The following is a 26,607-nucleotide window of genomic DNA, read 5'->3' on the forward strand; positions in this document are numbered from 1 at the left end:
TCCATGATGGGGAGCGCGCTTGCCGTGCATCGAGACGCCGTTGTCTCGTGCCGATACCCACATTGGCATCGGCTCGCAGCGACACTTGCAAGGGGTATGCCAACTCTGCAGTTCAGAACACGACGCACGGGGTTCCGAACGCCGCGCGTGAGGCTTTTTGCTCGGCAGTCGGAGATCAGAACTCGGCGCGCCGAGCTTTTTTCTCGGCGGTTCGAGCTCAGAACTCGGCGCGTCGAGCTTTTTTCTCGGCGGTTCGAGCTCAGAACTCGGCGCGTCGAGCTTTTTTCTCGGCGGTTCGAGCTCAGAACTCGGCGCGTCGAGCTTTTTTCTCGGCGGTTCGAGCTCAGAACTCGGCGTGTCGAGCTTTTTTCTCGGCGGTTCGAGCTCAGAACTCGGTGCGTCAGGCTTTTTGCTCGGCGGCTCGAGTTCAAAGCTCCATGGGTGCGAGGCATTTAGCGCGGCGATTGGGGCTCGGAGCTCCACGCGTGAGGCTTTTTGCCCCGCAGTCGGAGCTCAACGCTCGGCACGTGCGCTTCAGAACCCGGCGTTCGAGCCGCAGACCTTGGCGCGCGACTGGTGCGTTTCCGGCGCCGGAGTTGTGCGGCGCACCAAAACTGGGCGGTGCCCGGTGGTCTCAGCCGGCCATCACGTCAATCACGCGCTGGGCGGCTTCGACGAGTTTGATATTGCGGTCCATCGCCATCTTGCGCAGGCGCTTGAAGGCGTCGTCCTCAGACAGGTTCATCTGCTTCATCAGCAGCCCCTTGGCGCGCTCGAGCACTTTGCGCTCGGCCAACTGGGTCTTGGCGGTGTCCAGTTCGGCGCGCAGTTCGCGCTCGTGCTCGAAGCGGGCGTAGGCGACGTCCAGCACGGCCTTCACACGCGTGGGCTTGATGCCGTCGACGATGTAGGCCGTGATGCCCGCGGCGAACGCCGATTTGATGCGCGCCGCGTCGTCGTTGTCGGTGAACAGCACGATGGGGCGCGGCGCATGCTGGGTGGCCACGCAGACGTGCTCGATGGTGTCCCGTGCGGCGGATTCCGACGCGACGATCACCATGTCGGGCTGTGTCTGCGCGATGCGGTCGGGCAGGGTAAGGTCGGCGTCGGCCAGGCCCACGTCGATGAAGCCGGCTTCGGCCAGCCCCGCGCGGATCAGCTCCAGGTTGATCTGTTCGGCGTCCAACGGATCACGCACCAGCAGCACGCGCATCGGCGCGGCCGAGTGAGGCGCGGCGGGCGGGGCGGATGGGGCGGGCGGTTTCGTTTGCATGGTGCAAAGTGGGGCAGGGTGCACGCTACGCTTGCAAGAACCGCGCCGGGCCGGTGCGGGTGTATGCTCGCAGCTCGGTCGCCGGGGGGCGGTGGCCGTGTCCCCGTCTGTTTATTCAAGCGAATTTCCAGGAGACCTGCATGACCGAATATGTCGTCACCCCGCCCACCGTCAACGGCATTCCCGTGCGTGGCGGGCAAGGCCAGTTTCCGGTGCGCCGCGTGTACTGCGTCGGCCGTAACTACGCCGCCCATGCCCGCGAGATGGGTTCCGACCCCGACCGCGAGCCGCCGTTCTTCTTCTGCAAGCCGGCCGATGCCGTGCGCTACATCGCCGACGGCGAGACCGGCCAGTTCGTCTACCCCACCGAGACGAAGGATTGCCATTACGAGATCGAACTCGTGGTCGCCATCGGCACGGGCGGGCGCGACATCGCTGTGGAATCCGCAGCCAAGCATATCTACGGCTACGCCATCGGCCTGGACATGACGCGCCGCGACCTGCAGAACGCCGCCAAGAAGGGCGGCCGCCCGTGGGAAACCGGCAAGGCGTTCGATGGCTCGGCACCGATCGGCCCGATCATCCCCGTGAAGGAGGTCGGCCACCCGGACAAGGGCGCGATCACGCTGTCGGTCAACGGCCGCGAACACCAGCGCGGCGACTTGTCGGACCTGATCTGGTCGGTGCCGGAAACCATTGCGTACCTCTCGCGCTTGTTTGAGCTGCGCCCTGGCGATCTGATCTATACCGGCACGCCTGAGGGCGTCGGCCCGGTTGTTGTTGGCGACCTGATGGTCGGCAAGATCGACGGCGTGGGCGAACTGCATGTGAAGGTCATCTGAGCAGAGAGCCGCAAGCCATGTCGATCAAGCTGTACAACTACTTCCGCAGTTCGGCGTCGTTCCGTGTGCGCATCGCGCTGGAGATCAAGGGCCTGCCGTATGACTACGCGCCCGTGCACCTGCTCAAGGGCGAGCAATTGGCGCCCGACTTCGTCAAGCTGAACCCCGATGCGCTGGTGCCCGTGCTGTGCGACGGCACCGACGTGCTGAACCAATCATTGGCGATCGTCGAGTACCTGGAAGAGACGCATCCCGAGCCCACGCTGCTGCCTGGCTCGCCCAGCCACCGTGCGCACATCCGCGCGATTGCGCTGGCGATTGCGTGTGAGATCCATCCGCTCAACAACCCGCGCGTGCTCAAGTACCTCAAGCACACGTTCAACGTGGAAGAGGAAGCGCGCAACGACTGGTATCGCCACTGGGTGAAGCTGGGGTTTGCGGCGCTGGAGACGCGGCTGTCGGCATCGCCGCTCACGGGGGCCTACTGCGTGGGCGACACGCCAACGCTGGCTGATGTGTGCCTCGTGCCGCAGGTCTTCAACGGCAAGCGGTTCGATGTGGCGGTGGAGGATTACCCGACACTGGCTCGGATTTTTGAGCACTGCATGGCGCAGGAGGTGTTTCAGAGGGCGGCGCCTGGGGTGCAGCCGGATGCGGCTTGATGGACGGGGGCGTTGCCCCCGTTTTTTTATTGCAGACGTGAGAGCCCTAGCAAGAGTTAGGCGGTTGTGGGTAGCGCAGTGCTCGCCTGCTACGGTTGAATTGGCGTGGGGCCGGGACAGCATGCATGCGGGCATCGAGGATTGATCTCGATAGAGGCAGTATTGATATCTCGTAATGCTTGCTGCATCACCGTCTTGTCAGTGGGCAAGATCTTGCCGCTGCCTCGCTGGTGTACTTCAGCGTAAAGGACATCGCTTTGGGGTACGCCAATATTCCTAAGGAGCCCGATCAGGGATTGGAGACGTTGCTCGGCTAAGTTGTCCGGCACACCAAGGGCTTTGTCTGCAGGCGCCACTACGATGTACTCCCCGCTATTCGGGAAGGCGGTTCTTGTCTTTTCTCTCCATTCCAGTAGCCGATGAAGTTCGTCGACGCTCAGTTGGTTTGCCCCCGGGGCAAACACAGGAGAAAAGGACATATAGGCTGGGCGGCATGCTTGAGAAGGCGCGGATGCCACGAGTAGTAGAAGGAAAGCGAAGATGAGTTTCTTCATTGGTCTTTTTGGAGGGCAGCGGTTGTGGTTTTCCGGTTCCAATCGGCGCTTCGAACGGGTAGCACGTTGCGATAGGGAGCGCTTTTGAGGGAGCTACGGGGGTCACCAGTCGGCGGGTTTGTTGGCAGGATCTCGCATCCAATCTGCGTAGCTTGTTGACACCGTATCGGCGCGTCCGCGACGCAACGAGACAGACTCCGTTTGTGCGTCCGTTCTGGAGTCATAACCATTTCTATGCGTCACGCGGCCTTTCACTGCATTGGCGGAGAGTCTGCCGACAAACTCAAAAATGTCTCGGGTTGGGCGCCCTTTTGGACCGGACTCTCGAGTGACTTCGCTGCCGGTTGATAACTTGGCTCGAAACGTGATCGCCCCCGTGGTGACCTTGATGTCAGCGGTGTCGATGACGCCGCAAGGCGTTTCGATTCCGGTTGACACGCAGAACTGGCCGAAGACCCGTGGTCCTTCTCGGTAGAGATCCAGGGCATAGCCTTCAGTGTGCGGGTCGTCGCTACTTCCCACTGTTCGCTGATTGGAAAAGAAGCCGAGGTGTTGAGCAACGGGCGAGGCAACTGTGGATGCTGTGGCTACAAGCAGTAGCGCGGAGATTAGGAGCCTACGCATTTCAGAATTAGTCCTTTGACGACGGCGCGGAGTGCCGCTCAACCCCAGATCGGATGGGGGCGGACTGGATATCAAAATTCTGCTTGTCGATGACCCAGTCACGCCCGTCCTTGCATTGAATCTCGGCGTGGAGATAGGCCTTCATGACTACGCTACGCAGTGGGGTGCATGTATCGCCGGGCATCAAGGTAAACAAGACCCGGTCTTCGGTGTCTTTCTCTGAGGCATAGACGGAGGTACTTTGCTTCGCTGTCCACACTGCAGCGGCATGTTCTTTTGAGCACGCGGTGGCTACCACAGCGTTCAGTAGAAGCATTGGGACAGAAATCCTCATGGATAGCCCCCGTTTCCTTGACCCGCCTTGCGCGATACAGAGCAACAACAATGTCCTTTGGGGAGTGAGGACAGCCAAGTTTGCCTATTTCTTGGTTGGCGTATCGTCATGAGGGCAGCACGAGTTGGGGCACACAGGCAAGATCGAGATTTCGACTCGCTTTCCATTTTCTACATCGCCTGAACGATAGACGCCGTAGTGCTCGTCCATCGGCACCTGATTGAAGTGTTGGGCTTCGAGGATCGATACGACTGCTTGCAAGCGTGCTTTGGCCAGCGTGTGTGCGTTGTGCTCACGGTCCTCCGCCCGCCCATCGATTTGAAACACCTCTTGTGTCGGATATTTGATGCGCTGATCCACTATCCAATTGGCTAAGCGGAGTATTTCCGACGCAGACACCGTGGCGGAATCCGAAGAAAAGTGCACATCGAAATTCTGACCCGGCATGCAGGCATACGCGGCGTGGGCACTCAACAGCAGAAACGCAGCCAGCGTATTTCTAATCTTCATAGATGACATAACCTGCGATGCTATCGGCATTGTGGAGGGTGATTTCCGGCTTGGATTTCGCAAGTTCGCGACATTTCCTCATGAAGTAGACCGGATCTCCGGTGCTCATGGTGTCGTGGAAGTGCGATACCTCGTGAATTAGCGTAGATACCTGCGAATCCATGCTGTAGGAAAAGTCCCGTAGCTCGCAGAAATCCAAATGAATGGCGATCGTGTGCGTTGCCGTATCTGGTGCGCATACTTCTGCGACCACTCCGAGTTTTTTCTTTGAGTCTGATACGCAGCCGACGTTTGCCATGGCTGCTTCCGAGTAGCGTACAAAATTGCCCGGAGTCAGTCCGGCCAGTACGTGGCGTATACGGGAAAGCCCGGCTGCTAGATAGTCCCTCGTTGTACTGTCGCTGTTCCCGAACCACTGGGCGACGCGGGCCTGAGTAGCAGGAGACCATCCTGTTAGTTCTGTCATGCGCTTGTCGATAAGCGAAACGGCTTTGTCTCGTCGTTTCATGACCATCCGAGCGAACTCTTCGTTCGTCATGTTTGGACAAATCAAATCTGGATGATCCTCCAACGTGCTTGGCTCTTCCTCACTGACCTTCTCGTGTGCGTGCTCTTCGTGGGTATATTCGCGCTGCGGCACATAGGCGGGCGCAATCGGCGCGCTCGTTCGTGCAACCTCCTCGCTCGTGAAACTCATCTTCATCGCACGCTCGGCATAAAAGACCGGCGCCGGATGACATCCGCAAACGTTGATGTCCCCACTCAATGCCCACGGCTTGCCGTTAGGCCCCGTGCCGGCATGGCGCGGCCCCTCGGGCGCAATGAACCCTTCTCGCTTGCACGCCGTGCAGTACGTTTTCATATACAGCGTGGCGATTTGCACGGCGGGTGGCGGGTTGGAGCAGGTGATGCTCGGCAGCCCTTCCACGATCGTCGCGCTACCGGCCCGGTCGCCTCGGGCGAGGAAGTACCGGATCATGTCGCCGACCTTTCAGGCGTGGTCGGCACCGGCCTTATTCGTTGGGAATGCGCTCGGATATCTTGCATGGCGGTGTCTCCGTGAAAACATGAAGGACGAAACACCCGCCATCTTTGCCGAATGGCGTAGGCAAGACAGTCAATATCGGTTGAAAGCTGAACCGTGCGCGATGTGGCCCGTTATTTTGAGGCGACATCCGATGCGCAATGCGTGAGCGCACAAACAGAAACGCCCTGAGCAAGTCAGGGCGTTTCTGTGCAGCAAGATTTCTTTCGTGGAGCTTTACCCCAGCAGCGCATCCGCAAATTCCCGCGCCGAAAACGGCTGCAAATCCTCCACCTGCTCGCCGACGCCGATGAAGTACACCGGCACCGGCCGCTGCCGCGCAATCGCAGCCAGGATGCCGCCCTTGGCGGTGCCATCGAGCTTGGTAACGATCAGGCCCGTGAGGCCCAGCGCTTCGTCGAACGCCTTCACTTGCGCCAGGGCGTTCTGCCCGGTGTTGCCGTCGATGACCAGCAGCGTTTCGTGCGGCGCCGTGGCCATGGCCTTGGCGGTCACGCGGCGCACCTTTTTGAGCTCTTCCATCAGGTGCAACTGCGTCGGCAGGCGGCCGGCGGTGTCGGCCATGACGATGTCGATACCGCGTGCACGCGCGGCGTTCACGGCATCGAAAATCACAGCGGCTGGGTCGCCGGATTCCTGCGCGACCACGGTCACGTTGTTGCGCTGGCCCCAGATGACGAGCTGCTCGCGCGCAGCGGCGCGGAACGTGTCGCCCGCGGCCAGCAGCACGGATTGGCCGTAGGTCTGGAAGTGCTTGCACAGCTTGCCGATGCTGGTGGTCTTGCCGGCGCCGTTGACGCCCGCAATCATGATCACCATCGGCTGTTCGCGGCCGAGCACCATGGTTTTTTCCAGCGGGTGCAGCAGTTCGACCAGCAGGTCGCGCAGGGCGGTCTTCACGCCTTCGGCGGTTTCAATGCGCTCGGCTTTGATGCGGCGGCGCAGTTCGCCCAGCAGGTATTCGGTGGCGTCGACCCCAGCGTCGGCCATCAGCAGCGCGGTCTCGAGTTCTTCGAACAGCGCCTCGTCTACCTTCACGCCAACGAACAGCGTGGTGAGGTTCTTGCTCGTCTTCGACAAGCCCGAGCGCAGACGCGACATCCAGCCCTTGCGGGCCTGTTCGATGACGGGCGGCGTTGGCACGGTTTCGATGTCGCCGGCCTGCATGTCGAGCGGGGTGGCTTCAGCAGGGGTGTCCGGCACGGCGACCGACGCAGGCGGTGCGATGGCGGGTGCGGGCTGAGGTGCTGGAACCGGCGCCTCAGCCGGCACGGGTGCCAGCGCAGCAGGTTCTGGCGCAGGGCTGGGTACCGGTGCTGGCGGAACGGCGGCGGGCTCGGGTGTGGCGCTTGCGCCAAAGCCCAGGCGTGACAACCAGCCTGGGCGGGCCTCTTCCGCTGCGGGGGCGGTGGTCGGGGGGGCGCTAGCGTCTGGTGTGGTGGAGGCGCCCGGGGCGTCGGGTGTGACCGCAGGGGCCGGCGCGGGTGCGGGTATGGGTGCCTGCGCGGCCTCGGGCGCGGCTGCGGGCGTGGGTTCGGCGGCCGGTTGCGGCTCTGCCTTGCGCTTCTTCCAGAAACTAAACATCGTAAAAGGCAGTCTATTTCGCCGTTAGAATCAAGCGTCGAATTTTATCAGACGGCCCTTATGCGCTCTTCCATGCGAATTGTTTCAAAACGGGCTCGGTCGCGGGCCTGCCAATTGGCTGCGATGGCCCTAGCGGTAAGCTTGCTGGCCGGCCCGGTCGGGGCACAGGAACTGGCGGGTTCTCCGGCTCGTGCGGCAGCCACTGCCACGGGCGCCAAAGTGGGCGCCAGCCAGTCCGACACACACGAATACAAGCTGCCCAACGGGCTGCGCCTGATCGTCAAGGAAGACCACCGCGCGCCCACCGTGGCGCACATGGTGTGGTATCGCGCTGGCAGCATCGACGAGCACAATGGCACCACCGGTGTCGCCCACATGCTCGAGCACATGATGTTCAAGGGCACCAAGGCCGTCGGCCCGGGCGAGTTCTCTCGCCGCGTAGCCGCCCTGGGCGGCCGTGAAAACGCCATGACCACGCGTGACTTCACGATGTACTTCCAGCAGATCGAGAAGTCGCACCTGGCCGATGTGATGGGGCTCGAAGCCGATCGCATGGCCAATCTCCAGCTGACCGACAAGGAGTTCAAGCCGGAGATGAACGTGGTGAAGGAAGAGCGTCGCATGCGCATCGACGACTCCGCCCGTTCCACCGTCTACGAGCAGATGCTTGCCACGCTGTTCAACGCCGCGCCGTATCGCAACCCGACCATCGGCTGGCCGGGCGATCTCGACACGATGACGGTGCAGGACGCGCAGAACTGGTACCACGCCTGGTACACGCCCAACAACGTCACCGTGATTGTTGCGGGCGATGTGAACCCCGACGAGGTGTTCCGCCTCGCGCAGCGCACGTACGGCAAACTCAAGCCGCACGATCTGCCGCGCCGCTATGCGCAAGAAGAGCCCAAGCAGATTGGCGTGAAGCGCATCTGGGTGAAGGCGCCCGCAGAGAACCCATACGTGGTGCTGGCGTACAAGACACCGCCGCTGCGGGATGTGGAGAAGGATGTCGATCCGTACGCGCTGGAAGTCCTGTCGGCCGTGCTCGATGGCTACGACAATGCTCGCCTGCCCAACCTGCTCGTCAAAGGTGACAAGCGCATCGCGGATGACGTCAACGCTGGCTACGACGGCTTGAATCGTGGCCCGTCCATCTTCCTGCTGGACGGCACGCCCACCGACGGTCACACCACCGCCGAGATCGAACAGGCCCTGCGCGCGCAGATCGAGCGCATTGCCAAAGAGGGCGTGACCGATGCCGAGTTGAAGCGCGTCAAAGCGCAAGTCGTGGCCGGGCAGATCTACAAGCGCGACTCGGTGTTCGGTCAGGGCATGGAGATCGGCATGAACGAGATGAGTGGCCTGCCGTGGCGTTCCATCGACCGCCAGCTGGAGAAGATCAAGGCCGTCACGTCGGCCCAGATCCAGCACGTAGCACAGACGTACTTCAGCGAAGACAACCTCGTCGTGGCCACGCTGCTGCCACAACCGATCGATCCCAACAAACCGGCGCGCAAGCCTGTTCCCGGCATGCGCGATGAAGGAGGGCTGCGTTGATGCGCGCCATGTCTCTGACTCTGAAGACGGCGCTGGTCGCCATCGTTACAGCGGCTGCGCAGGGCGCGTTCGCCGCACTGCCCATTGAGCATTGGACGGCCCCGACCGGCGCACGCGTGTTCTTTGTGCCGAGCCCGTCGATCCCGATGCTCGACATCAACCTCGACGTGGATGCGGGCTCGCGCTATGAGCCGGCGGCCAAGGTTGGCCTGGCATCGCTCACCGCCGGCATGCTCGACAAGGGCGTCGCCGCACAGGGCAACGCCCCGGCACGTGACGAAGCGGCGCTTGCCGATGCGTTTGCCGACGTGGGCGCGAGCTTTGGCGGCGGTGCGGGTGGTGATCGCACCAGCCTGCGCCTGCGCACGCTTTCCGACCCGGTTGAGCGCGGCCCCGCCATCGCGTTGATGACGCAGATCGTCTCGGCACCGACCTTCCCCGACACCGTGCTCACGCGCGACAAGCAGCGCCTGGTGGCATCCATCCGTGAATCGCTGACCAAGCCGGGTGTGCTGGCCGAGCGTGCGTTTGGCACGGCCATCTACGGTACGCATCCGTATGGGCAGACGGCGTCGCCGGAAACGGTGGAGAGCATCACGCGCGACGACATCGTGCGCTACTACCAAGCGAACTACACGGCCAAGCGCGCGGTGGTGACGCTCATTGGCGCGATCAGCCGTCAGGAAGCCGAGGCCATCGCCGAGCAGATCACGCGCGGCCTGCCCGCTGACGGCGCGACGCCTCCGGCGTTGCCTGACGTGAAGATGCCGCTGGCGAAGGCGGAGACGATCCGTATTCCGCATCCGGCGCAGCAGGCCAGCATCATCATTGGTCAGCCCGGCATTGCGCGCGGCGATAAGGACTACTTTGCGCTGCTGGTCGGCAACTACGTGCTGGGCGGCGGGGGCTTCAGCGCGCGGCTGACTAACGAGGTGCGCGAGAAGCGCGGCCTGACCTACAGCATCGGTAGCTACTTCGCGCCTGCCGCGCAGCCCGGCCCCTTCGAGCTGGCCCTGCAGACGCGCAAGGACCAGACCGAGCAAGCGCTGACCGTGGTGCGTGACACCGTCGCCAAGTTTGTGGCCGATGGCCCGACCGACGTGGAGCTGAAGGCCGCCAAGGACAACCTCGTCAACGGTTTCCCGCTGCGCTTGGACAGCAACCGCAAGCTGTTGGACAACGTTGCCAACATCGCCTGGTACAACCTGCCGCTCGACTATCTGGATACGTGGACGCAGCGCATTGCCGCCGTCACGCGCGACCAGGTGCGCACGGCGTTCCAGCGCGTGCTGCAACCGCAGACCATGGCGACGATCGTGGTGGGTGGCCCGGAGAAAGCCGCAGCGAACTGACGCACCGCGCCTTCATCCGAAAAAACCGGCGGCATCCCCGCCGGTTTTTGTTTGCGCTGGCACTACAATCGCGCCCATGGCACCTCGTACCTCCAGCTCCAAAGGCCCCAAGGCCAAGACCGCCACGTCGCATGCGCGCGCACCGCAGCAGGTGCGCATCATCGGCGGGCAATACAAGCGCACCCCGCTACCGGTGGTCGACGCCGATGGCCTGCGCCCGACCAGCGACCGCGTCCGCGAAACCGTCTTCAACTGGCTCGGCCAGGATCTGACAGGCTGGCGCTGCGCGGACATCTTCGCCGGCACCGGCGCGCTCGGCTTTGAGGCCGCTTCGCGCGGTGCAGCGCATGTGACGCTTATCGAAAACCACGCGCCCGCCGTGCGCGCGTTGCACGCCACACGCGACAAGCTCGGCGCCAGCATGGTCGACGTCATCTCCGGTGACGCCTTTGGCTGGCTGGCCCGCCAGCCCGATGCTGCGCTCGATGCGGTGTTCATCGACCCGCCGTTTTCGCAGGATTGGACCTTGCGCGCATTGGACGCCGCGACCCGTGTCGTCAAGCCGGGCGGGGTGATCTACCTTGAAGCAGCGCAGCCGCTGGTGGATGTGAGTGCTGATTCACCTGGCGATGCGCCCATCGCTGGTATCGCGCTGCCCACCGATTTGGTGCTGCACAAGCATCTGCGCGCCGGCGCGGTGCACGCACATTTGCTGCTCCGCAAAAACGGTTAAACTACGCCGCTCGCAACGGTGCATGAGCATCGGGCGGCACCTGCAGGCGGCAGGCTCGGGACCAGCCGCGCTCGACAACGCAACGGTGTCCAAACGCACAATGGCGCGGCCATGTCCCACGCCGCGCACGACGGACGCTCTTTTCCCCTTGGTGGAGGAACCATGGTGATCGCGGTTTATCCCGGCACTTTCGATCCATTCACGCGCGGTCACGAAGACCTCGTGCGGCGTGCATCCAACATCTTCGACGAACTGATCGTCGGGGTGGCGCAGAGCCCGAACAAGCGGCCGTTCTTCGCGCTGGAAGAGCGCATCGAGATTGCCCGTGAAGTGCTCGGCCACTATCCGAACGTGCGGGTGGAAGGGTTCTCTGGCCTGCTGAAGGATTTCGTGCGCAAGAACGGTGCACGCGTCATCGTGCGGGGCCTGCGTGCCGTGTCGGACTTCGAATACGAGTTCCAGATGGCCGGCATGAACCGCTACCTGTTACCGGATGTGGAAACCATGTTCCTCACGCCGTCGGACCAGTACCAGTTCATCTCCGGCACGTTTGTGCGTGAAATCGCCGTCCTGGGTGGCGATGTGAGCAAGTTCGTCTTCCCGTCGGTCGAGAAGTGGCTCAAGGAAAAGACCGGCAAGGCGGAAGGGTCGGACAAATCGGCATAAAATGACGCTTTGGCGAGCGCGGGCTCGCCGGTCATTTCAAGGAAAGCATCATGGCGCTCATCATCACCGATGAGTGCATCAACTGCGACGTGTGCGAGCCCGAGTGCCCGAACAACGCCATTTCGATGGGCCCGGAGATCTACGTGATCGACCCGGGCAAATGTACCGAATGCGTCGGCCACTTTGATGAGCCTCAGTGCCAACAGGTCTGCCCGGTGGAGTGCATCCCCAAGGACCCGGCCCACGAGGAAACGCACGAACAGTTGATGCAGAAGTACATCAAGCTCACTTCCCCGCCACGCGCGGCGTGAGGCAACGAAAAGAGACGGCCGAGGCCGTCTCTTTTTCATTGGTGCGTGCTGTTCCGTTTACTGGATCGGCAGCAGGTCTTCCGGACCCTCATACACATAACCCGGCTCGCAGACGATGCGGTAGTGCGGGTAATGCGGACGCGGCACGATCGGTGTGGGTGTAGCCGGTGCCTGCGCGAATGGTTTTGGGCCGTTGCTTGGCTGACGCAGGGCGCCGGCAGGCGGTGCGGGCGGTTGGGTGATCACCGGCATCGGCGTCGGATAAGGCAGCGGGTAGGGCGCAGGGCCGATATACACGCGATGACAGTAACGCACGCCTTCCTGCGCAACCACGACCTTGCGCTGCTGCTCGCGGCGCGCTTGCTCGGCGGCTTGCGCGGCAATCTGCGCTTGGCGCGCGTCTTCTGCGGCTTGTGCCTTGCGACGCGCGGTTTCCATCTCGTGGACTTGCGCCGCCTCGTTGCTGGCGCGATCGAGGGCGGCTTTCTGGTCAGCCGCGCTTGGCGTATTGTCGATCAGCGGCACTGACGTCGCACGTGTCCCGCAGGGGTGGTCGGAGTAGGTCGTTTGGCCGTGCTCGTTGCAGCGATAAACCTGTGCTTGCGCGGGCATCATTGCCGATAGGCCGACCACCAGACCCGCCAGCGCGGCGGCGCGAAAGGTGAGGGCGAAGAACGGCGTCATGGCGGTGTCCTTGCTGGTGTGGGCGGATCAGCGGGCCGTGTGCAGGCGCATCATGGCTTTCTCGGCGTTGCCGGCAATCAGCTCGGGCAGCGCATCGAGGCTGTGATCGATGGCCCGGTCGATGAGTTCTTGTTCTTCCTTGCGGGGCGCTTTGAGCACGAAGTTGGCGACGTCGTGCTGGCCGGATGGTGTCGTACCCGGCGGCAACAGATTGCGCGGGTGGCCGATGCCCAGTCGCAGGCGCCAGAACTGTTGCGTGGTCAGATGCGCGGCAATGTCCTTCAGGCCGTTGTGACCGCCTGAACCGCCACCGAGCTTGAGTTTGACGGCGCCGGGCGGCAGGTCCAATTCGTCGTGCACGACCAGGATCTCATCCGGCATCACCTTGTAAAAGCGCGCGAGCGCCACGGTAGCCAGACCGGAGCGGTTCATGAACGTCTGCGGTTGCAGCAGCCACACTTCGTTGCCCCACAGGTTGGCGCGGGCGGCATAGCCGTGAAAGCGCGTCTCGTTGCGTAGCGTGACGTTGCCGATGCGGGCAAGTTGGTCGATCAGCCAGAAGCCGGCGTTATGCCGGGTCGCAGCATATTCGGCGCCCGGATTGCCGAGCCCGACGATGAGTTTGATCATGCGATGAAATACCAGGATGGGTGCAGGAAGCGCCCCTTGATCCTACAAGCATAGCCGCTTTCCTCGACGTGCAGGCAAGGCGGCCTCGGTGGAAACACAGGCAGAAAAAAAAGCCCGGCGAGACCAGCTCGGCGGGCTTTTTCGTGTCGCACCCGAAGGTGCGACGGTGCGGCAACTTAGGCAGCCGGCTTCTCTTCGCCTTCAGCGGCGGCGCCTTCTTCAGCAGCAGCGGACTTCTCGCCAGCCGGCACGCTGATGTTGGCAACTGCCGGATTCTCATCGCCACCGTGGGTGAGGATGGTCACGCCCTTCGGCAGCTTCAGGTCGGAGATGTGCAGGGTCTGGCCGATTTCCAGGTTGCCCAGGTCCACTTCGATGAACTCCGGCAGGTCGGCCGGCAGGCACGACACTTCCACGTCGTTCAGGATGTGGTTCACGATACCGTGGCCCAGCTTCACGCCCGGTGCGGTTTCCTGGTTCAGGAAGTGCAGCGGCACCTTGACGTGGATCTTTTCCTTGGCCGACACGCGTTGGAAGTCAACGTGCAGAACCAGTTGCTTGAACGGATGCAGTTGGAAATCGCGCAGCAGCGCCTTTTCCACCTTGCCAGCCACTTCGATGTCGAGGATCGACGAGTGGAAGGCTTCCTTCTTCAGCGCGTGGTACAGCGCGTTGTGATCGAGTTCGATCAGCTTCGGCTCGGCACCGCCACCGTAAATAATGGCCGGGGTCTTGCCGGAATTGCGCAGGCGGCGGCTCGCACCAGTGCCCTGAACGCTACGCTCGAAAGCGACAACTTTCATGATTGCTCCAAACGAAAAAGACGACTCGCGACCAAGCCGTCTGGTGAATGGGGCGCCGCAGTTATCACTGAGTGCGCCCCGCAAACACCGCAGAAGTGCCGTCGAACCGACGTTTTCTGCAGTAAAGCTTTGAATTATAACAGAGCTGGTGCCGGTGCTGAATTATTCAGCAAACAGCGACATGATGGAGTCGCCGCGCACGATGCGGGTGAAGGTCTCGGCCAGCAGCGGCGCCGTCGAGAGCTGACGAATCTTGCCGCACTTGATGGCGTCTTCGCGCAGCGGGATGGTGTCGGTTACGACCACTTCGTCCAGCATCGAATCGGCAATGCGGGCAGCCGCACCACCCGACAGCACCGGGTGCGTACAGTACGAGAACACTTGCTTGGCGCCGCGCTCCTTGAGCACCTGGGCCGCCTTGCACAGCGTGCCACCGGTGTCGATCATGTCGTCCATGATCACGCAGTTGCGGCCTTCGACTTCACCGATGATGTTCATCACCTCGGCCACGTTGGCCTTCGGGCGACGCTTGTCGATGATGGCCAGGTCGGTGTTGAGTTGCTTGGCGAGCGCACGGGCGCGCACCACGCCGCCAACGTCCGGCGACACGACCAGCAGATCGCTGTAGTTCTTCTTGCGCAGGTCTTCGAGCAGAACGGGCGACGCGTAGATGTTGTCGACCGGGATATCGAAGAAGCCTTGGATTTGGTCAGCGTGGAGGTCCATCGTCAGCACGCGCTCGACGCCGGCGACTTCCAGCATGTTGGCCACGACCTTGGCCGTGATGGCCACGCGCGCCGAACGCGGGCGGCGATCCTGGCGGGCATAGCCGAAGTAGGGGATGGCAGCCGTGATGCGGCGGGCAGACGCACGCTTGAGCGCATCGACCATCACCATCAGTTCCATCAGGTTGTCGTTGGTCGGGGCGCAGGTCGATTGCAGGATGAACACGTGCTTGCCGCGCACGTTTTCCTGAATTTCGACTTGGACTTCACCATCGGAGAACCGGCCGACGAGGGCCTTGCCGAGCGGGATGCCTAGGTGCTTGACGACAGCTTCGGCGAGTTTCGGGTTGGCGTTGCCGGTAAAAACCATCAAGCCTTCGCTGCTCATCGGGGCACCTGTTTTCGACTTCAGACGCGCCGGCGGGTGAAACACCAACCGGGCTATTGCTGGGAACTATAGAGAAGAAAATGGCAGGGGCGGAAGGATTCGAACCTACGCATGCCGGAATCAAAATCCGGTGCCTTAACCAGCTTGGCGACGCCCCTACACAACCGATTGGTTACTGCTTCCATTGCAGAAGCAATAACTGCAAACCTTACACAGCAAAACTCGCGAGCGGGTGATGCGCCAGACCTGCCGCACACCGACCTTCCCATTCGGGAGGCACCTGATCCGCCACCGCTTGTGCATGCTCAACGTTATCGAACGGAGCGAACACGCAGGCACCGGACCCGGTCATTCTTGCCAAAGAACTGAACTGACGCAGCCAGACAAGAGCTCGGGCGATTTCGCCGTATTTCCTTTCCGCCACCGCTTGCAGATCGTTGCGACCGTAAGCGAAGACAATTTGTTGGTCAGGAAAGTCCGTAATTATGGTGAGTGGCGTATCGCGTGTCAACCCTTCATCGCAAAAAATTTCGGGGGTGGGCACATGCACGCGAGGATGGATCACCACGAACGCGGCCGGCGGCACGGTGACCGGCGTGAGTTGCTCGCCGATGCCTTCGGCGAACGCGTTCTGGCCGAAGAGGAAGAAGGGCACGTCGGCGCCGAGTTTGAGGCCGAGTGCCATCAACGTCGTGCGCGGCAAATCGAGGCCCCACAGGCGGTTAAGCGCGAGCAGCGTGGTGGCCGCGTCCGACGAGCCGCCGCCGATGCCGCCGCCCATCGGCAGGCGTTTCTCGATGGCGATGTCGGCGCCGTAGGTGCAGCCGGTCTCGGCTTGCAGCAGGCGCGCGGCCCGAATGATGAGGTCGTCATCGGCGGGCACGCCGGGGATGTCGGTGGTGCGGACGAGGCGGCTGTCGGCGCGACGTGCGAAGTGCAACGTGTCGCACCAATCGATGAGCTGGAAGACCGTTTGCAGCAGGTGATAGCCGTCGGGGCGGCGGCCGACCACATGCAGAAAGAGGTTGAGCTTGGCGGGCGCGGGGCAATCACGCAGCTCGATCGGTGCGGAAGTCATGATGAAACGATGACGCTGTTACTGGTCCAGTACGAGCCGCACGGAGAGCGGTCCATTCGCCCCTTGCGGGCGATCCAGGTCGAGTCGGCGGATGCGCGCATCGGTGGAGGCATCGTCCGTCCAGGCGACGTAGTGCACGGTCCAGCCGTTCTGCTCGATGGTTTCGGGGCGCGATTGCGCGTCACGCGCTACGTGGGCCGGCGTGCCGGCGGCGGGGCGGGCGCGCAGCCAGTCGCGCAGGCCAGACACCGGTAGCGAGAAACCGAGCGCATCCTGCATCAACGTATCGACTTCGGGGGCCTGCCGTGGCTGCTGGTTGGGCAATTCGAGTGTGGCGCCTTGTTGGTTCTGGCTGACTACTGCCATCGTCTGGCCGAGGGGCGACATCAATTCCAACTGCACATCGGCGCCGCGCTCGCGCCAAAGGAAGCTGCCCACCACGCTTTGTTCCGCGTTGCCTTGTGTGTAGCGAGCGGAGAAGCGGCCTTGATAGCGCGTGACCGTGGTGTCGCCGTCTTGCACGCCAGCGAAGAGGTCATTGGCCGGTCGCACGCTCGCGCAGCCGGCAAACAACATGCAACTCGCGCCCAGCATCACCGCGCCAAGCGCGTTGGAAAACCGCACGCCCATCAGTTCGCGCTCGTCGGGGCGTTGGGAATCGGCTGGCCGAAGCGGCGCAGCGTGTCACGCAGGGTGTTGTCGTTGACGTCGAGCTTGACGGCTTCCGTCCAGATCTTGCGTGCATCGTCTTGCTTGCCCGATTGCCACAGGACTTCGCCCAGGTGCGCGCCGATCTCGGCTTGCGGGGCGGCGGTCCAGGCTTTACGCAGGATGTCGGTAGCGGCCGGCAGATCGCCGCGGCGGTACTTCACCCAGCCCAGGCTGTCAGCGATATAGGGGTCTTCCGGCGCCAGCGAGACAGCCTTCTCCAGCAGCTCCTGCGCTTCCTGCAGGCGCACATTGCGATCGGCCAGTGAGTAGCCGAGCGCGTTGTAGCCAATGGCTTGGCCGGGACGCAGGTCGATCACCTTGCGCAGCAGCGTTTCCATGTTGTCGTAGTGGCCGTCGTGTTCCTCGAGCATTGCCAGCTGGTACGAGTATTCGACGTTGTCTGGGTCGCTCTGCAGGAACTCGTTGACGCGCGCGCGAGCGCGGCCGTAGGCCTTCGCGTCCATCAGCATGCCGATCTCGGCCTGGCGGATGCCGTCCATCAAGGCTTGGCGGCGCGGGCCGTCAGGAATGTCTTCCGAATCGGCAACGAGTTCGTCGAAGGTCTGCTGGGCTTCGTCGATGCGGCGCAGCTTGCCGAGCAATTGCCCGCGTTTGATACCGGCGGCGAGTGCGGTCTGACCATCGCCGTCGCCGTTGGCTGATCCGGTGATCTTGTCGACCCAGGCGAGCGCGCCGGCGTAGTCGCGTTTCTCTTCGGCGAGTTGGGCGAGGCCCTGATAGCCGGGCTCGGGGCTCAGCGTGGGCGATTTGGCCGTGGCGGCCACGTATTCCTTCAGATAGCGCTCTGCGGTGTCGTACTGGCGCTGCTGCAGGTTCAGCAGGCCCAGCGCCAGCGTAATGCGGGCGTCGTTGGGCGCGATTTTCTTGACGGCCTCGAACTCGGCGCGGGCCTTGTCCTGCTGATCGCGCACGAGGTACATGCGGGCCAGCGCGAGGTGGCCGTCGATCGAGGCCGGTGCGGCCTTGAGGAAGGTGCGCAGGCCGGCGATGGCGCCATCCGGGTCGCTGTCCGCGCGGAGTTCGGCAGCGAGGATGGCGGCATCTTCATAGCCGGGGCGCAGCTTGAGCGCGGTATCCAACTCTGTCAGCGCGCCCGGGACGTCCTTGGCGACGACCTTGGCGCGTGCCAGCGCCAGGTGCGTTTCGGGGCGCTGCATGTCATGCGCGGCGATGTGCTGCAGCGCAGTCACGGCGCCGGCGGGGTCGCTACTCTTGGACATCTGCTGCTGCAACTGCAGGATGGCGTCGGCGCGCTGGCCGGGCGACACCTTGTTCAACTGCGCTTGCAACATCGGCTCGACTTCCGCCCATTTGCCGGTGGCCACCAGCAGGAGCTGCTGCACCTGGCGTGCGGGCATGGATGTCGGCGAAAGCTCGACCCATAGCCGCGTCGCAGTCAACGCTTGCGAAGGGGAGCGTGTCAGGAAGGCGATTTCGGTGGCGCGCTGGGCGAAGCGCGGGTCGCGAGTGTCCTGTGCCAGGTCGAGATACGTCCGATAGGCCGGCTCGACCATGCCACGCTGCAGCGACACTTCCGACGCCAGTACGCGGTACATGATGTCCGCATCCAGCGGGACATGCGGCAGGTCCGTGCGCTCGGAATTCAGCAGCCCGGTGCGCGGCCGCGAGCGCTCCAGCTGGACGGCTGCGCGGTTGTTGCCGCCTTCCGGTGTCGCCTGGGCGACCAGCGGGGCGGCTGCGCTATGGGCGAGCTGCGTGGCGGACTGCGTTGCCCATGCCGGCACGCTGGCCAAGCCTCCCGCAACCAGCGAGGCGAGCAGGATCGCTCGGCTGCGTGGAACTCGCCGCGGGCGTTGCGTCGCGGGCGAACGGGAGAAGGCGTAAGGCATGGTTGCGAGGCTCCGGATGGGGTTCGGGGCATTGTAGCCTGACCGCTACAATCGGCCGCATTGGTCAAAAAGATTGGAGCATCACATGCGACGGAGGTTCGATGCCTGAGTTGCCGGAGGTGGAGGTCACCCGCTTGGGCCTGTTACCGCATATCACGGGGCGACGTATCGTGCGCGCCGTGGTGCGCCATCATGGCTTGCGGTGGCCGATTGACCCGGCATTGCCGGAGTTGCTCGCGGGCCTGACCGTGACCCGCCTGCTGCGCCGGGGCAAATATCTCCTGATCGAATGCATGCCCGATGGGGACCGTGCCGACGTCACCGGCGGTTGGCTGCTGATCCACCTTGGCATGACGGGCACCCTGCGCGTGCTGGAAACACCGGTGATGCCGGGGCCGCATGACCACGTCGACATTGAATTGGCGGACGCAACCGGTGTGCCGATCACATTGCGGTATCGCGATCCGCGTCGTTTCGGTGCTGTCCTATGGCACCCCGGCGACGAAACGGATTTGGCGGAACACCCACTTCTGCGCAACCTCGGCATTGAACCATTCGACGCGCGGTTCGATGGCGACTGGATGTTCGCCAGAACCCGTGGGCGTCGCGTTGCGATCAAATCGGCCTTATTGGCGGGCGACATCGTGGTCGGCGTGGGCAATATCTATTGCTCCGAGAGCCTGTTTCGCGCCGGTATTCGGCCGACCACGGCGGCAGGCCGCATCAGCCGCCCTCGCTACGCGGCGCTGGCCGAAGCTATTCGCGCCACGCTGGCCGATGCCATTGCCCGGGGCGGCAGCACACTGCGCGACTTTGTCGGCTCAGACGGGCAGAGCGGTTACTTCCAGCTTGAGGCGTTCGTGTACGACCGTGCGGGCCTGCCATGCCGTGTGTGCGGCACCCCGATTCGCCAGATCGTGCAAGGGCAGCGCTCGACGTTCTATTGCCCCACCTGCCAGCGCTGAGGCGTCTGCCTGAGCACCCCACCGCGGTGCCTGCTGGAGCGCTTTGTGCGTCATTTCGCAAGATTTTCGAAGTGGGGTGTCCGGCTGCCGATGGCATCCCGCAACACTTGCCGCGCCGCCCCTCGCGCGCCAGCGGAAAGTTCCACCGGATTCGGGCGGTTCCCTGTATCGTTCCATCTAAATTTGTGCCTTTCTGTGCCGTAATGGGGCGTATGCCCACGGCTGTAGTGATGGCGGGAGGGTGCGCGGTTTCATTTCGGGTGCGCGCACACAATAAGACAGAACGATGAACAACACACTGAGCACACAGTTCGAGCAGTACAGCGCCTGGCGCGCTTCGGTACTGCAGTCGGTGGGGGAATTCCAGGATTGGCTGCAGGCGCAGGAGCTGTACGACGCCCAGGCCGACATGCGCGCACAGCGCATTCGTGGGGTTCTGCGTAGCGACAAGCTGAAGGTCGCCTTCATTGCCGAGTTTTCGCGCGGCAAGAGTGAGCTGATCAACGCGATCTTCTTTGCGGACTTTGGTCGCCGCATCCTGCCGTCGTCGGCGGGTCGGACCACGATGTGTCCGACCGAGCTGATGTACGACGAAAGCTATCCACCGTCGATCCGTCTGCTGCCGATTGAGACGCGCCTGCATGATGCGTCCACGGCTGATTTTCGCGATGCCGGCAGCCACTGGCTGTCGGTGCCGCTCGATCCGTCGTCGCCCGAGGGCATGCTGGAAGCGTTCCGCCACGTGGTGGAAACGGTGCGCGTGCCCAAGGAAGAGGCCGAGCAGCTTGGTTTGTACAACGATGCTGACCCGGACGCCGCATTCTCGGTGGATGCCGCTGGCACGGTGGAAGTGTCGAAGTGGCGCCACGCGATCATCAATTTCCCGCACCCGATGCTCAAGCAGGGTCTGGTGATTCTGGATACGCCGGGCCTGAACGCCATCGGTACCGAGCCGGAACTGACGCTGCGCTTGATTCCGGATGCGCACGTCGTCGTGTTCGTGCTGGCAGCGGATGCCGGCGTGACCAAGAGCGATCTGGAGCTGTGGCGCTCGCACGTGGGTGGTGGTCAGCGCAAGGGCTGCATCGCCGTGCTCAACAAGGTCGATGGCCTGTGGGACCCGCTCAAGACCGAGCAGGAAATCGAGAGCGAAGTCAGCCGTCAGATCATGACCACGGCACAGGTGCTCGATATCGATGTCGAGCGCGTGTATCCGGTATCGGCGCAGAAGGGCTTGCTGGCCAAGGTCAGCCATGACGACGAACTGCTGGCCAAGAGCCGTCTGCCGGAGCTGGAGTCGGTGCTGTCGGATCAGCTGATCCCGCAGCGTCGCGAGATCGTGACCGAGCAAGTGCAACTAGCGGTCAAGGACATGGCCGCTGGTGCGCAGCAACTGTTGCAGATGCGTCGCCGTGACATCGTCGAGCAGTTGTTCGAGCTGCGCGGCCTGCGCGGCAAGAACCACACGATGGTCAAGCACATGCTGATGCGCGTGCAGGGCGAGAAGGAAGAGTTCGAGCAGAGCATCGCCAAGTTCCAGGCGCTGCGCACGGTGTTCGGCCGCCACAGCGCGGAGATCATCAAGAGCGTGCAGCTCAAGCAGATCCGCTCCACCATGCGCGAAGCGCGCGAAAAGATGAAGGAGCGCGTGTTCTCGCGCGGCCTGCGCGACGACATGGATAAGCTGTTCGGCCACCTGACCGGTCTGGTACGCGACGCGGCCAACCGCATCGACCAACTGCATCAGATGGTCGATGGCATGTACAAGAAGTTCAACGCCGAGCACGGCTTTACGCTGTCGCCGCCGCTGCGCTTCCTGGGCACGCGCTACGACGCCGATCTGAAAGAAACGCTGATGCTCGCGCACAACCACTTTGGCGCGTTCAGCTTCCTGACCCGCCCCAAGCCGCAGCTTGTGCACGGCGCGTTCTCGACGGTGGCCAGCCGCGTGCTGGACACCTTCCAGGACATGAACCGCGATATCGAGATCTGGCTGAAGTCGGTCATGACGCCGCTCGAAGCGCAGGTGCGCGATCACCAGAAGCAGCTTCGCAAGCGTGTCGATTCGATTGAGCGCATCCACGAGGCGACCGATACGCTGGAAGCGCGCATCACCGAGCTTGAAGCGCTGCTCAACACGCTGGATGAGCGCAGCGGCGTGATCGCGACGTACACCGATCGCATCCTCTCGGCCGGGATGATTCTGGAACAGCAGTCCGTTGCGGCCTAATGCACATCGTCATGCATGGGAAAGGCGCCTGCGGGCGCCTTTTTCGTTCTGGTAGGATCGCCGCCAGCGCGCGGTTCCCGTGCGCCGCTTCTTCATCACACGCATGACCGCCACTCCACGCCGCACGCGCCGTACCGCTCAAGCCGCTCCCGTTTTGCCTTCGCTTCCTGACGACTTCGCCGTGCGCGTGATCGCCTGGCAGCAGCGACATGGGCGTCACCATCTGCCGTGGCAGAACACGGGCGATGCGTATCGCACGTGGCTCTCCGAGATCATGCTGCAGCAGACGCAGGTGAGCGCAGTGCTCGGCTACTACGCGCGCTTCATCGAACGATTCCCGACGGTGCAAGCGCTGGCTGCTGCGCCGGCGGATGACGTGATGGCTGCATGGGCCGGCCTCGGCTACTACACGCGTGCGCGCAATCTGCATCGCTGCGCGCAGATTGTGGTGGCGGAGCATGGCGGCGTCTTCCCGCGCGATCCCGAAGTGTTGGCGACGCTGCCGGGCATCGGCCGCTCGACCGCTGCGGCCATCGCGGCGTTCTCATACGGCGTTCGTGCCGCGATCCTGGATGGCAACGTCAAGCGCGTGTTTGCGCGCGCGTTCGGCATCGACGGCTTTCCCGGCGACAAGCGCGTCGAAGACACGATGTGGCGCATCGCGGAAGCCGTGCTGCCGCCAGCCGAAGGCATCCAGCCGTACACGCAGGGTTTGATGGACCTGGGCGCCACCGTCTGCACGCGCGGCAAGCCCGTATGTCTGACCGGCGAACGTGCCTGTCCGCTCGAGTCGCTGTGCGAAGCGCGCCATACCGATCGCGTGATGGAGCTGCCCGTGCCGCGCCCGCGCAAGGCGACGCCCGAACGCGCCGCCACGCTCATCATCGCGCTGCACAGCGACGCGGTGCTGCTGCAGCGTCGTCCGCAGCGTGGCATCTGGGGCGGGTTGTGGTCGCTGCCGCTGGTGGGGGAGATGGACGATGCGATTGACGCGCATCCTTTGGACGTCGATGTCGTGCGCCGGGCTGCGCAGGCGTACGGCGCTGTCTCTGCGGTGGAAATGGCCGGTGCGCTTACGCATACCTTCACGCACTTCCGCCTGCACATGCATCTGCTGCGCGCGGACATTGCCACGCCCGCCGCGCTTAGCGACGACTGGCGCTGGCTACCGCTCGCGCAACTTAATTCGGTGGGATTGCCAGCGCCCGTGAAATTGGCGCTGGAGACGCTGGTGCAGCCGAGCTTGATTTAACGCCAGTTCGACCGACGCAGCATCACAGAATATGGTGCTGCTTCATGTACCGATGGACGATCTCGATGCGCATGCCGGCATCCATCAGTTCCATCAGCTTCTGCTTGGCCTTGAGCGGTACCGGTAGCAGTTCGCACAACCGGTTGGCGACCCAGCTCGGGCTGTTCCAGTCATACGGCTCGGCCATCGGCACGTTCCCGTCTTCGCGCGCACCCAGCGTGGACACGATGCGGCGCAGGGCGTTCACACAATCGTCGAAGAGTTCGCTCTTGCAGTCTTCCACGTCCGCGCCGATGGGCTCGACCGTGCCTCGCATCAGGCCATCGGGCGTGGTGTCGAACGACAGCACTTTGAAGCGCTGCGTGCCGCGCACCTTGATCATCAGCAGTCCAAGCTGCTCCATGTCGCATTCGACGATGTGGGCGATACAACCGACATCGACGGGCACCGTTGAGGTTTCGGCCGTGGCGACTTCATTGCCGCGTTCGATCAGGCAGACGCCAAAGGGGGTCTGGTCACGCAGGCAGGTGCGGACCATGTCCATGTAGCGGGCTTCGAAAATACGCAGTGGGAGCAGTCCGCCTGGAAACAGCACCGTGTGCAGCGGAAACAGCGGCAGCTCGGTTGGCAGCGGCGGCAGCGGTGAGAAAGGCGAGAGAGCGATGTCTTCTTGCATGGACGGGCTTCAGCGGACAGCGGCAAGACCTTCGCGTGACGCCGTGCGGCTTAGCCGTCTACGGCCAATTCGCGATGGCGGACTAACACATTACCATGCGCGCGGAAGTACGTGGCAAGCCGTTCGGCGATATACACGGAACGATGCTGCCCCCCCGTGCAGCCAATCGCGACGGTCAGGTAGCTGCGGTTGTCGGCGATGAAACTCGGCAGCCACTTTTCCACGTAGGCGCGGATGTCTTCCGCCATTGCCAGCACCATGGGCTGGCTTTGCAGGAAGTCGATGACGGGCTGGTCGCGGCCGGTGAGCGGGCGCAGTTGCGTGTCGTAGTACGGGTTGGGCAGCGAGCGCACGTCGAAGACGAGGTCGGCATCGGTTGGCACGCCGTGCTTGAAGCCGAACGACTCGAACATCAACGTGATGTCGTGCGGCTCGTCGCTGATGAATTCCTTGATGTACGCGCGCAGGGCGTTGGTGCGGAGCGTGCTGGTGTCGATGCGGTGCGCCGGGTCGGCCAGCGGGCTGAGCAGCTCGCGCTCCATCTCGATGGCTTCGATGAGGGACGTGTCGGCGTCCTTGGCGCTGGCGGGCGAGCCGGTCACATCGGGCCGGCCATTGCGGATCGACAGTGGGTGACGGCGACGTGTTTCGGAATAGCGCTGCACCAAGGCGTTGGTGCTCGCCGTCAGGAATAGCATGCGCACGTCGTGTTCCTTGCGCAGCGTGGTGATGGTCTCCGGCACCTTGCGCAGCGACTCTCGGCTGCGGATATCGGTGGCGACGCCCAGATGCGTATAGCCCTGGTCCGCCAGATAGCGCGCCAGTTCGGGGATGAACTGCGCAGGCAGGTTGTCCACGCAGTAGTAGCCTGCGTCTTCGAGCACGTTCAGGGCAACTGACTTCCCCGAACCCGACATGCCGGTGATGAGAGTAATGCGCATGACGCGAGGATAGCATTCCTCCGTGGCAAACCCGCGACCAACAGAAAAGGCGGCCGGTGTGGCCGCCTTTCTGCGTCAAGCCAAGCGGAGGCTCAGCCCTTCGAGAGGCACGCTTTCTGGGCGTTCTTGTACTCGTCGCCCTTCTTGCCCTTGTTGGCCTTGGAGCAGGAGGCCATCTTTTCCTGCTGGGTCATCGGCTTGGCAGCGGCCACCGGCTTGTCCGACAGGCAGCCCTTCATGAACGCCTTGCGCTCGTCGCCCTTCTTGCCGGCGGCGTCCATGTTGCATTGCTTCATCTTGTCTTGCTGCGAATTCTTGGCGGCGGGCGCAGCTGCCGGTGCTGCCGGTGCTGCTGGAGCGGCGGCCGGTGCGCTGCCCTGGGCGAAAGCCTGGCCTGCGAGGAAGGGGAGCGCCAGGGCGCAAGCGGCAATCAGTTGTTTCATCGTGGTTTCTCCTTGGGTACCGACAGAAGAGCGGGCGAATGTGTCACCGCGCTCGCGATGAACGGCGCCGCGTGCGTGCCCGGCGCATTCCCCTCCACAACGGCGATGCCGCCTGCGGGGTTGACGTTTCGTCACGAAAACTAGGGTAAAACCCGGCAGATCGCGAAACTTTGTAGCAGCTTTGTTAAAGCAGACGGCCCTGCGGTGAATGCGATGCCGCTTCCGCCAGCATGGCGGCGCGTTGGCGGTCCATGAAGTCACGCAGCGTGTCGATGCCGCGCAGGCGCAGGATGGTGTTGCGCACGGCGGCTTCCACCAGCACGGCCAAGTTGCGGCCGGCCGCCACCTGGATCTTCACCATGTGGATCGGCAGGCCGAGCACATCGAGGTATTGCGAATCGAGCGGCAGGCGCTCGAACTCGCCATCGTTGCGACGCACGAGCTGCACGATCAGCTTGATCTTCATCTTCCGGCGCACGGCTGTCTCACCGAAGATCGTCTTGATGTCGAGCAGGCCTAGGCCGCGTACTTCCAGCAGGTTCTGCAGCAGCGGCGGACAGCGGCCTTCAATGAAATCCGGCCCCAGGCGCACGAAGTCGACGGCGTCGTCGGCCACCAGGCCGTGGCCGCGCGAGATCAACTCCAGCCCCAGCTCGCTCTTGCCCAAGCCCGAATCGCCCATGATGAGCACGCCCATGCCGAGGATGTCGAGAAACACCCCGTGCATCGTCACGCGCGGTGCGGAGATGCGCGACAGATACAGCCGCAGATGATCAATCACCGCCGCCGAGGAAATCGGCGACGTGAACAGCGGCGTGGACGAACGCGTGCAGCGCAGCTCCAAGTCGGGCGGCGGGTCCACGCCATCGGCCACCACGAGGAACGGCGGCTCCAGCAGGATGAGCTCGCCCATCTGGCGCTTGCGGTTTTCTTCCGACAGACGCTGGTAGTAGGTGATCTCGGGCTTGCCGAGCACCTGGATACGGTTCGGGTGGATCAGGTTCAAGTGCCCGACCAGGTCCGCCGCAGACGTCGCTTCCTTGGCGAAATCCACGTCGAATGCGCGGTCCGCGCCCTCCAGGCCGGCGACCCACGACAGCTTCAGATCGGCTGCGTTGTCGTCAAAAATCGATTGGGCGGTAACGCCAGTCAGTTCCATAGCA

The 26,607-nt window shown here is 63.3% G+C and carries 26 protein-coding genes and 1 tRNA gene; 10 read left to right on the forward strand and 17 right to left on the reverse strand.

Translation table 11 applies throughout. The annotated features are described in order from the left end of the window. Positions 1-634: 634 nt before the first annotated feature. Positions 635-1,273, reverse strand: coding sequence for an ANTAR domain-containing response regulator (locus ACN9M1_RS01495; RefSeq protein ID WP_426396786.1), 639 nt, complete (start codon positions 1,271-1,273; stop codon positions 635-637). Between the two features lie 140 nt (positions 1,274-1,413). On the opposite strand from ACN9M1_RS01495, the gene ACN9M1_RS01500 reads away from it, so the two are divergent. Both ACN9M1_RS01500 and maiA read left to right on the forward strand, forming a co-directional pair. Next, complete coding sequence (locus ACN9M1_RS01500) at positions 1,414-2,115, forward strand: fumarylacetoacetate hydrolase family protein (RefSeq protein ID WP_426396788.1); 702 nt, start codon at positions 1,414-1,416, stop codon at positions 2,113-2,115. 17 nt (positions 2,116-2,132) lie between these two features. Next, positions 2,133-2,777: a maleylacetoacetate isomerase gene (gene maiA / locus ACN9M1_RS01505; protein WP_426396790.1), complete on the forward strand. Its 645-nt coding sequence runs from the start codon at positions 2,133-2,135 to the stop codon at positions 2,775-2,777. A gap of 89 nt (positions 2,778-2,866) precedes the next feature. Here maiA and ACN9M1_RS01510 read toward each other — a convergent pair whose 3' ends face one another. The 4 genes from ACN9M1_RS01510 to ftsY form a co-directional block, all read right to left on the reverse strand. Then, on the reverse strand, positions 2,867-3,331 hold the full coding sequence (locus ACN9M1_RS01510; protein WP_426396792.1) for a hypothetical protein: 465 nt from the start codon (positions 3,329-3,331) through the stop codon (positions 2,867-2,869). A gap of 1,042 nt (positions 3,332-4,373) precedes the next feature. Continuing rightward, positions 4,374-4,799: a hypothetical protein gene (locus ACN9M1_RS01515; RefSeq protein ID WP_426396794.1), complete on the reverse strand. Its 426-nt coding sequence runs from the start codon at positions 4,797-4,799 to the stop codon at positions 4,374-4,376. Next, positions 4,789-5,778, reverse strand: coding sequence for a M35 family metallo-endopeptidase (locus ACN9M1_RS01520; RefSeq protein ID WP_426396796.1), 990 nt, complete (start codon positions 5,776-5,778; stop codon positions 4,789-4,791). Before ACN9M1_RS01520 ends, ACN9M1_RS01515 begins: the two co-directional genes overlap by 11 nt. Positions 5,779-6,060: 282 nt before the next feature. Next, positions 6,061-7,428 (reverse strand): signal recognition particle-docking protein FtsY, encoded by a 1,368-nt coding sequence (gene ftsY, locus ACN9M1_RS01525; protein ID WP_426396798.1) that lies wholly within the window; start codon positions 7,426-7,428, stop codon positions 6,061-6,063. Positions 7,429-7,500: 72 nt separating this feature from the next. Here ftsY and ACN9M1_RS01530 point away from each other — a divergent pair, with 72 nt between their 5' ends. The 5 genes from ACN9M1_RS01530 (at position 7,501) to ACN9M1_RS01550 (ending at position 12,047) form a co-directional block, all read left to right on the forward strand. Further along, on the forward strand, positions 7,501-8,985 hold the full coding sequence (locus ACN9M1_RS01530) for a M16 family metallopeptidase (protein ID WP_426396800.1): 1,485 nt from the start codon (positions 7,501-7,503) through the stop codon (positions 8,983-8,985). After that, positions 8,985-10,337: a M16 family metallopeptidase gene (locus ACN9M1_RS01535; RefSeq protein WP_426396802.1), complete on the forward strand. Its 1,353-nt coding sequence runs from the start codon at positions 8,985-8,987 to the stop codon at positions 10,335-10,337. Before ACN9M1_RS01530 ends, ACN9M1_RS01535 begins: the two co-directional genes overlap by 1 nt. A 76-nt stretch (positions 10,338-10,413) precedes the next feature. Continuing rightward, positions 10,414-11,070, forward strand: a complete 657-nt coding sequence (gene rsmD, locus ACN9M1_RS01540; protein WP_426396804.1) for a 16S rRNA (guanine(966)-N(2))-methyltransferase RsmD — start codon at positions 10,414-10,416, stop codon at positions 11,068-11,070. A gap of 162 nt (positions 11,071-11,232) precedes the next feature. Further along, positions 11,233-11,736, forward strand: coding sequence for a pantetheine-phosphate adenylyltransferase (gene coaD / locus ACN9M1_RS01545; protein WP_426396805.1), 504 nt, complete (start codon positions 11,233-11,235; stop codon positions 11,734-11,736). Positions 11,737-11,786: 50 nt separating this feature from the next. Then, a complete protein-coding gene (locus tag ACN9M1_RS01550) occupies positions 11,787-12,047 on the forward strand; it encodes a YfhL family 4Fe-4S dicluster ferredoxin (RefSeq protein WP_426396807.1) in 261 nt (86 codons plus the stop codon). 57 nt (positions 12,048-12,104) lie between these two features. On the opposite strand, the gene ACN9M1_RS01555 is transcribed toward ACN9M1_RS01550, so the two are convergent. The 8 genes from ACN9M1_RS01555 to ACN9M1_RS01590 all read right to left on the reverse strand — a co-directional run bounded on the left by ACN9M1_RS01555 (position 12,105) and on the right by ACN9M1_RS01590 (position 18,937). Further along, positions 12,105-12,731 (reverse strand): DUF4124 domain-containing protein, encoded by a 627-nt coding sequence (locus ACN9M1_RS01555; RefSeq protein WP_426396809.1) that lies wholly within the window; start codon positions 12,729-12,731, stop codon positions 12,105-12,107. 27 nt (positions 12,732-12,758) lie between these two features. Beyond that, the gene (gene pth, locus ACN9M1_RS01560) at positions 12,759-13,361 is read right to left on the reverse strand and encodes an aminoacyl-tRNA hydrolase (protein WP_426396811.1); all 603 of its coding nucleotides are present in this window, start codon (positions 13,359-13,361) and stop codon (positions 12,759-12,761) included. Positions 13,362-13,537: 176 nt separating this feature from the next. Continuing rightward, positions 13,538-14,164, reverse strand: a complete 627-nt coding sequence (locus tag ACN9M1_RS01565) for a 50S ribosomal protein L25/general stress protein Ctc (protein ID WP_426396813.1) — start codon at positions 14,162-14,164, stop codon at positions 13,538-13,540. 162 nt (positions 14,165-14,326) lie between these two features. After that, complete coding sequence (locus ACN9M1_RS01570) at positions 14,327-15,277, reverse strand: ribose-phosphate pyrophosphokinase (protein WP_426396814.1); 951 nt, start codon at positions 15,275-15,277, stop codon at positions 14,327-14,329. An 81-nt stretch (positions 15,278-15,358) separates the two neighbouring features. After that, positions 15,359-15,435: transfer RNA gene (locus tag ACN9M1_RS01575), tRNA-Gln, on the reverse strand. Positions 15,436-15,485: 50 nt separating this feature from the next. Then, a complete protein-coding gene (ispE, locus tag ACN9M1_RS01580; RefSeq protein ID WP_426396816.1) occupies positions 15,486-16,355 on the reverse strand; it encodes a 4-(cytidine 5'-diphospho)-2-C-methyl-D-erythritol kinase in 870 nt (289 codons plus the stop codon). Between the two features lie 18 nt (positions 16,356-16,373). Further along, positions 16,374-16,985 (reverse strand): lipoprotein insertase outer membrane protein LolB, encoded by a 612-nt coding sequence (gene lolB / locus ACN9M1_RS01585; RefSeq protein WP_426396818.1) that lies wholly within the window; start codon positions 16,983-16,985, stop codon positions 16,374-16,376. Next, positions 16,985-18,937, reverse strand: coding sequence for a tetratricopeptide repeat protein (locus ACN9M1_RS01590; protein ID WP_426396820.1), 1,953 nt, complete (start codon positions 18,935-18,937; stop codon positions 16,985-16,987). The genes lolB and ACN9M1_RS01590 overlap by 1 nt, the downstream gene beginning before the upstream one ends. Positions 18,938-19,038: 101 nt before the next feature. Between ACN9M1_RS01590 and mutM the strand changes: the two genes are divergently transcribed. The 3 genes from mutM (at position 19,039) to mutY (ending at position 23,384) form a co-directional block, all read left to right on the forward strand. Next, positions 19,039-19,902 carry a bifunctional DNA-formamidopyrimidine glycosylase/DNA-(apurinic or apyrimidinic site) lyase gene (gene mutM, locus ACN9M1_RS01595; RefSeq protein WP_426396822.1) on the forward strand — a complete coding sequence of 288 codons (864 nt, stop codon included), beginning with the start codon at positions 19,039-19,041 and terminating at the stop codon, positions 19,900-19,902. A 286-nt stretch (positions 19,903-20,188) separates the two neighbouring features. Next, entirely contained in the window at positions 20,189-22,132 is a 1,944-nt protein-coding gene (locus ACN9M1_RS01600; RefSeq protein ID WP_426396823.1) for a dynamin family protein, read from the forward strand. 103 nt (positions 22,133-22,235) lie between these two features. Then, the gene (gene mutY, locus ACN9M1_RS01605) at positions 22,236-23,384 is read left to right on the forward strand and encodes an A/G-specific adenine glycosylase (RefSeq protein WP_426396824.1); all 1,149 of its coding nucleotides are present in this window, start codon (positions 22,236-22,238) and stop codon (positions 23,382-23,384) included. Positions 23,385-23,406: 22 nt separating this feature from the next. Here mutY and ACN9M1_RS01610 read toward each other — a convergent pair whose 3' ends face one another. The 4 genes from ACN9M1_RS01610 to hprK all read right to left on the reverse strand — a co-directional run bounded on the left by ACN9M1_RS01610 (position 23,407) and on the right by hprK (position 26,603). Next, entirely contained in the window at positions 23,407-24,060 is a 654-nt protein-coding gene (locus ACN9M1_RS01610; protein ID WP_426396825.1) for an LON peptidase substrate-binding domain-containing protein, read from the reverse strand. A gap of 50 nt (positions 24,061-24,110) precedes the next feature. After that, entirely contained in the window at positions 24,111-25,001 is an 891-nt protein-coding gene (gene rapZ / locus ACN9M1_RS01615; RefSeq protein WP_426396827.1) for an RNase adapter RapZ, read from the reverse strand. A gap of 92 nt (positions 25,002-25,093) precedes the next feature. After that, positions 25,094-25,444: a PsiF family protein gene (locus ACN9M1_RS01620; protein WP_426396828.1), complete on the reverse strand. Its 351-nt coding sequence runs from the start codon at positions 25,442-25,444 to the stop codon at positions 25,094-25,096. 184 nt (positions 25,445-25,628) lie between these two features. Continuing rightward, entirely contained in the window at positions 25,629-26,603 is a 975-nt protein-coding gene (hprK, locus tag ACN9M1_RS01625; RefSeq protein ID WP_366174061.1) for an HPr(Ser) kinase/phosphatase, read from the reverse strand. Positions 26,604-26,607: the final 4 nt, after the last annotated feature.

The sequence above is a fragment of the Ralstonia sp. R-29 genome, assembly GCF_049913345.1.
In the GTDB taxonomy this organism is placed as follows: Bacteria; Pseudomonadota; Gammaproteobacteria; order Burkholderiales; family Burkholderiaceae; genus Ralstonia.

What these genes read in the sequence shown, in the direction of transcription:
- ACN9M1_RS01565 (WP_426396813.1), bottom strand. Translation starts at nt 14,164, where the DNA reads ATGAAAGTTGTCGCTTTCGAGCGTAGCGTTCAGGGCACTGGTGCGAGC.
- mutY (WP_426396824.1), top strand. Translation starts at nt 22,236, where the DNA reads ATGACCGCCACTCCACGCCGCACGCGCCGTACCGCTCAAGCCGCTCCC.
- ACN9M1_RS01510 (WP_426396792.1), bottom strand. Translation starts at nt 3,331, where the DNA reads ATGAAGAAACTCATCTTCGCTTTCCTTCTACTACTCGTGGCATCCGCG.
- ACN9M1_RS01500 (WP_426396788.1), top strand. Translation starts at nt 1,414, where the DNA reads ATGACCGAATATGTCGTCACCCCGCCCACCGTCAACGGCATTCCCGTG.
- hprK (WP_366174061.1), bottom strand. Translation starts at nt 26,603, where the DNA reads ATGGAACTGACTGGCGTTACCGCCCAATCGATTTTTGACGACAACGCA.
- ACN9M1_RS01535 (WP_426396802.1), top strand. Translation starts at nt 8,985, where the DNA reads ATGCGCGCCATGTCTCTGACTCTGAAGACGGCGCTGGTCGCCATCGTT.
- ACN9M1_RS01530 (WP_426396800.1), top strand. Translation starts at nt 7,501, where the DNA reads ATGCGAATTGTTTCAAAACGGGCTCGGTCGCGGGCCTGCCAATTGGCT.
- ACN9M1_RS01515 (WP_426396794.1), bottom strand. Translation starts at nt 4,799, where the DNA reads ATGAAGATTAGAAATACGCTGGCTGCGTTTCTGCTGTTGAGTGCCCAC.
- ispE (WP_426396816.1), bottom strand. Translation starts at nt 16,355, where the DNA reads ATGACTTCCGCACCGATCGAGCTGCGTGATTGCCCCGCGCCCGCCAAG.
- rsmD (WP_426396804.1), top strand. Translation starts at nt 10,414, where the DNA reads ATGGCACCTCGTACCTCCAGCTCCAAAGGCCCCAAGGCCAAGACCGCC.
- coaD (WP_426396805.1), top strand. Translation starts at nt 11,233, where the DNA reads ATGGTGATCGCGGTTTATCCCGGCACTTTCGATCCATTCACGCGCGGT.
- ACN9M1_RS01495 (WP_426396786.1), bottom strand. Translation starts at nt 1,273, where the DNA reads ATGCAAACGAAACCGCCCGCCCCATCCGCCCCGCCCGCCGCGCCTCAC.
- maiA (WP_426396790.1), top strand. Translation starts at nt 2,133, where the DNA reads ATGTCGATCAAGCTGTACAACTACTTCCGCAGTTCGGCGTCGTTCCGT.
- ACN9M1_RS01600 (WP_426396823.1), top strand. Translation starts at nt 20,189, where the DNA reads ATGAACAACACACTGAGCACACAGTTCGAGCAGTACAGCGCCTGGCGC.
- pth (WP_426396811.1), bottom strand. Translation starts at nt 13,361, where the DNA reads ATGATCAAACTCATCGTCGGGCTCGGCAATCCGGGCGCCGAATATGCT.
- ACN9M1_RS01590 (WP_426396820.1), bottom strand. Translation starts at nt 18,937, where the DNA reads ATGCCTTACGCCTTCTCCCGTTCGCCCGCGACGCAACGCCCGCGGCGA.
- ACN9M1_RS01520 (WP_426396796.1), bottom strand. Translation starts at nt 5,778, where the DNA reads ATGATCCGGTACTTCCTCGCCCGAGGCGACCGGGCCGGTAGCGCGACG.
- rapZ (WP_426396827.1), bottom strand. Translation starts at nt 25,001, where the DNA reads ATGCGCATTACTCTCATCACCGGCATGTCGGGTTCGGGGAAGTCAGTT.
- ACN9M1_RS01550 (WP_426396807.1), top strand. Translation starts at nt 11,787, where the DNA reads ATGGCGCTCATCATCACCGATGAGTGCATCAACTGCGACGTGTGCGAG.
- ACN9M1_RS01620 (WP_426396828.1), bottom strand. Translation starts at nt 25,444, where the DNA reads ATGAAACAACTGATTGCCGCTTGCGCCCTGGCGCTCCCCTTCCTCGCA.
- mutM (WP_426396822.1), top strand. Translation starts at nt 19,039, where the DNA reads ATGCCTGAGTTGCCGGAGGTGGAGGTCACCCGCTTGGGCCTGTTACCG.
- ACN9M1_RS01570 (WP_426396814.1), bottom strand. Translation starts at nt 15,277, where the DNA reads ATGAGCAGCGAAGGCTTGATGGTTTTTACCGGCAACGCCAACCCGAAA.
- lolB (WP_426396818.1), bottom strand. Translation starts at nt 16,985, where the DNA reads ATGGGCGTGCGGTTTTCCAACGCGCTTGGCGCGGTGATGCTGGGCGCG.
- ACN9M1_RS01610 (WP_426396825.1), bottom strand. Translation starts at nt 24,060, where the DNA reads ATGCAAGAAGACATCGCTCTCTCGCCTTTCTCACCGCTGCCGCCGCTG.
- ACN9M1_RS01555 (WP_426396809.1), bottom strand. Translation starts at nt 12,731, where the DNA reads ATGACGCCGTTCTTCGCCCTCACCTTTCGCGCCGCCGCGCTGGCGGGT.
- ftsY (WP_426396798.1), bottom strand. Translation starts at nt 7,428, where the DNA reads ATGTTTAGTTTCTGGAAGAAGCGCAAGGCAGAGCCGCAACCGGCCGCC.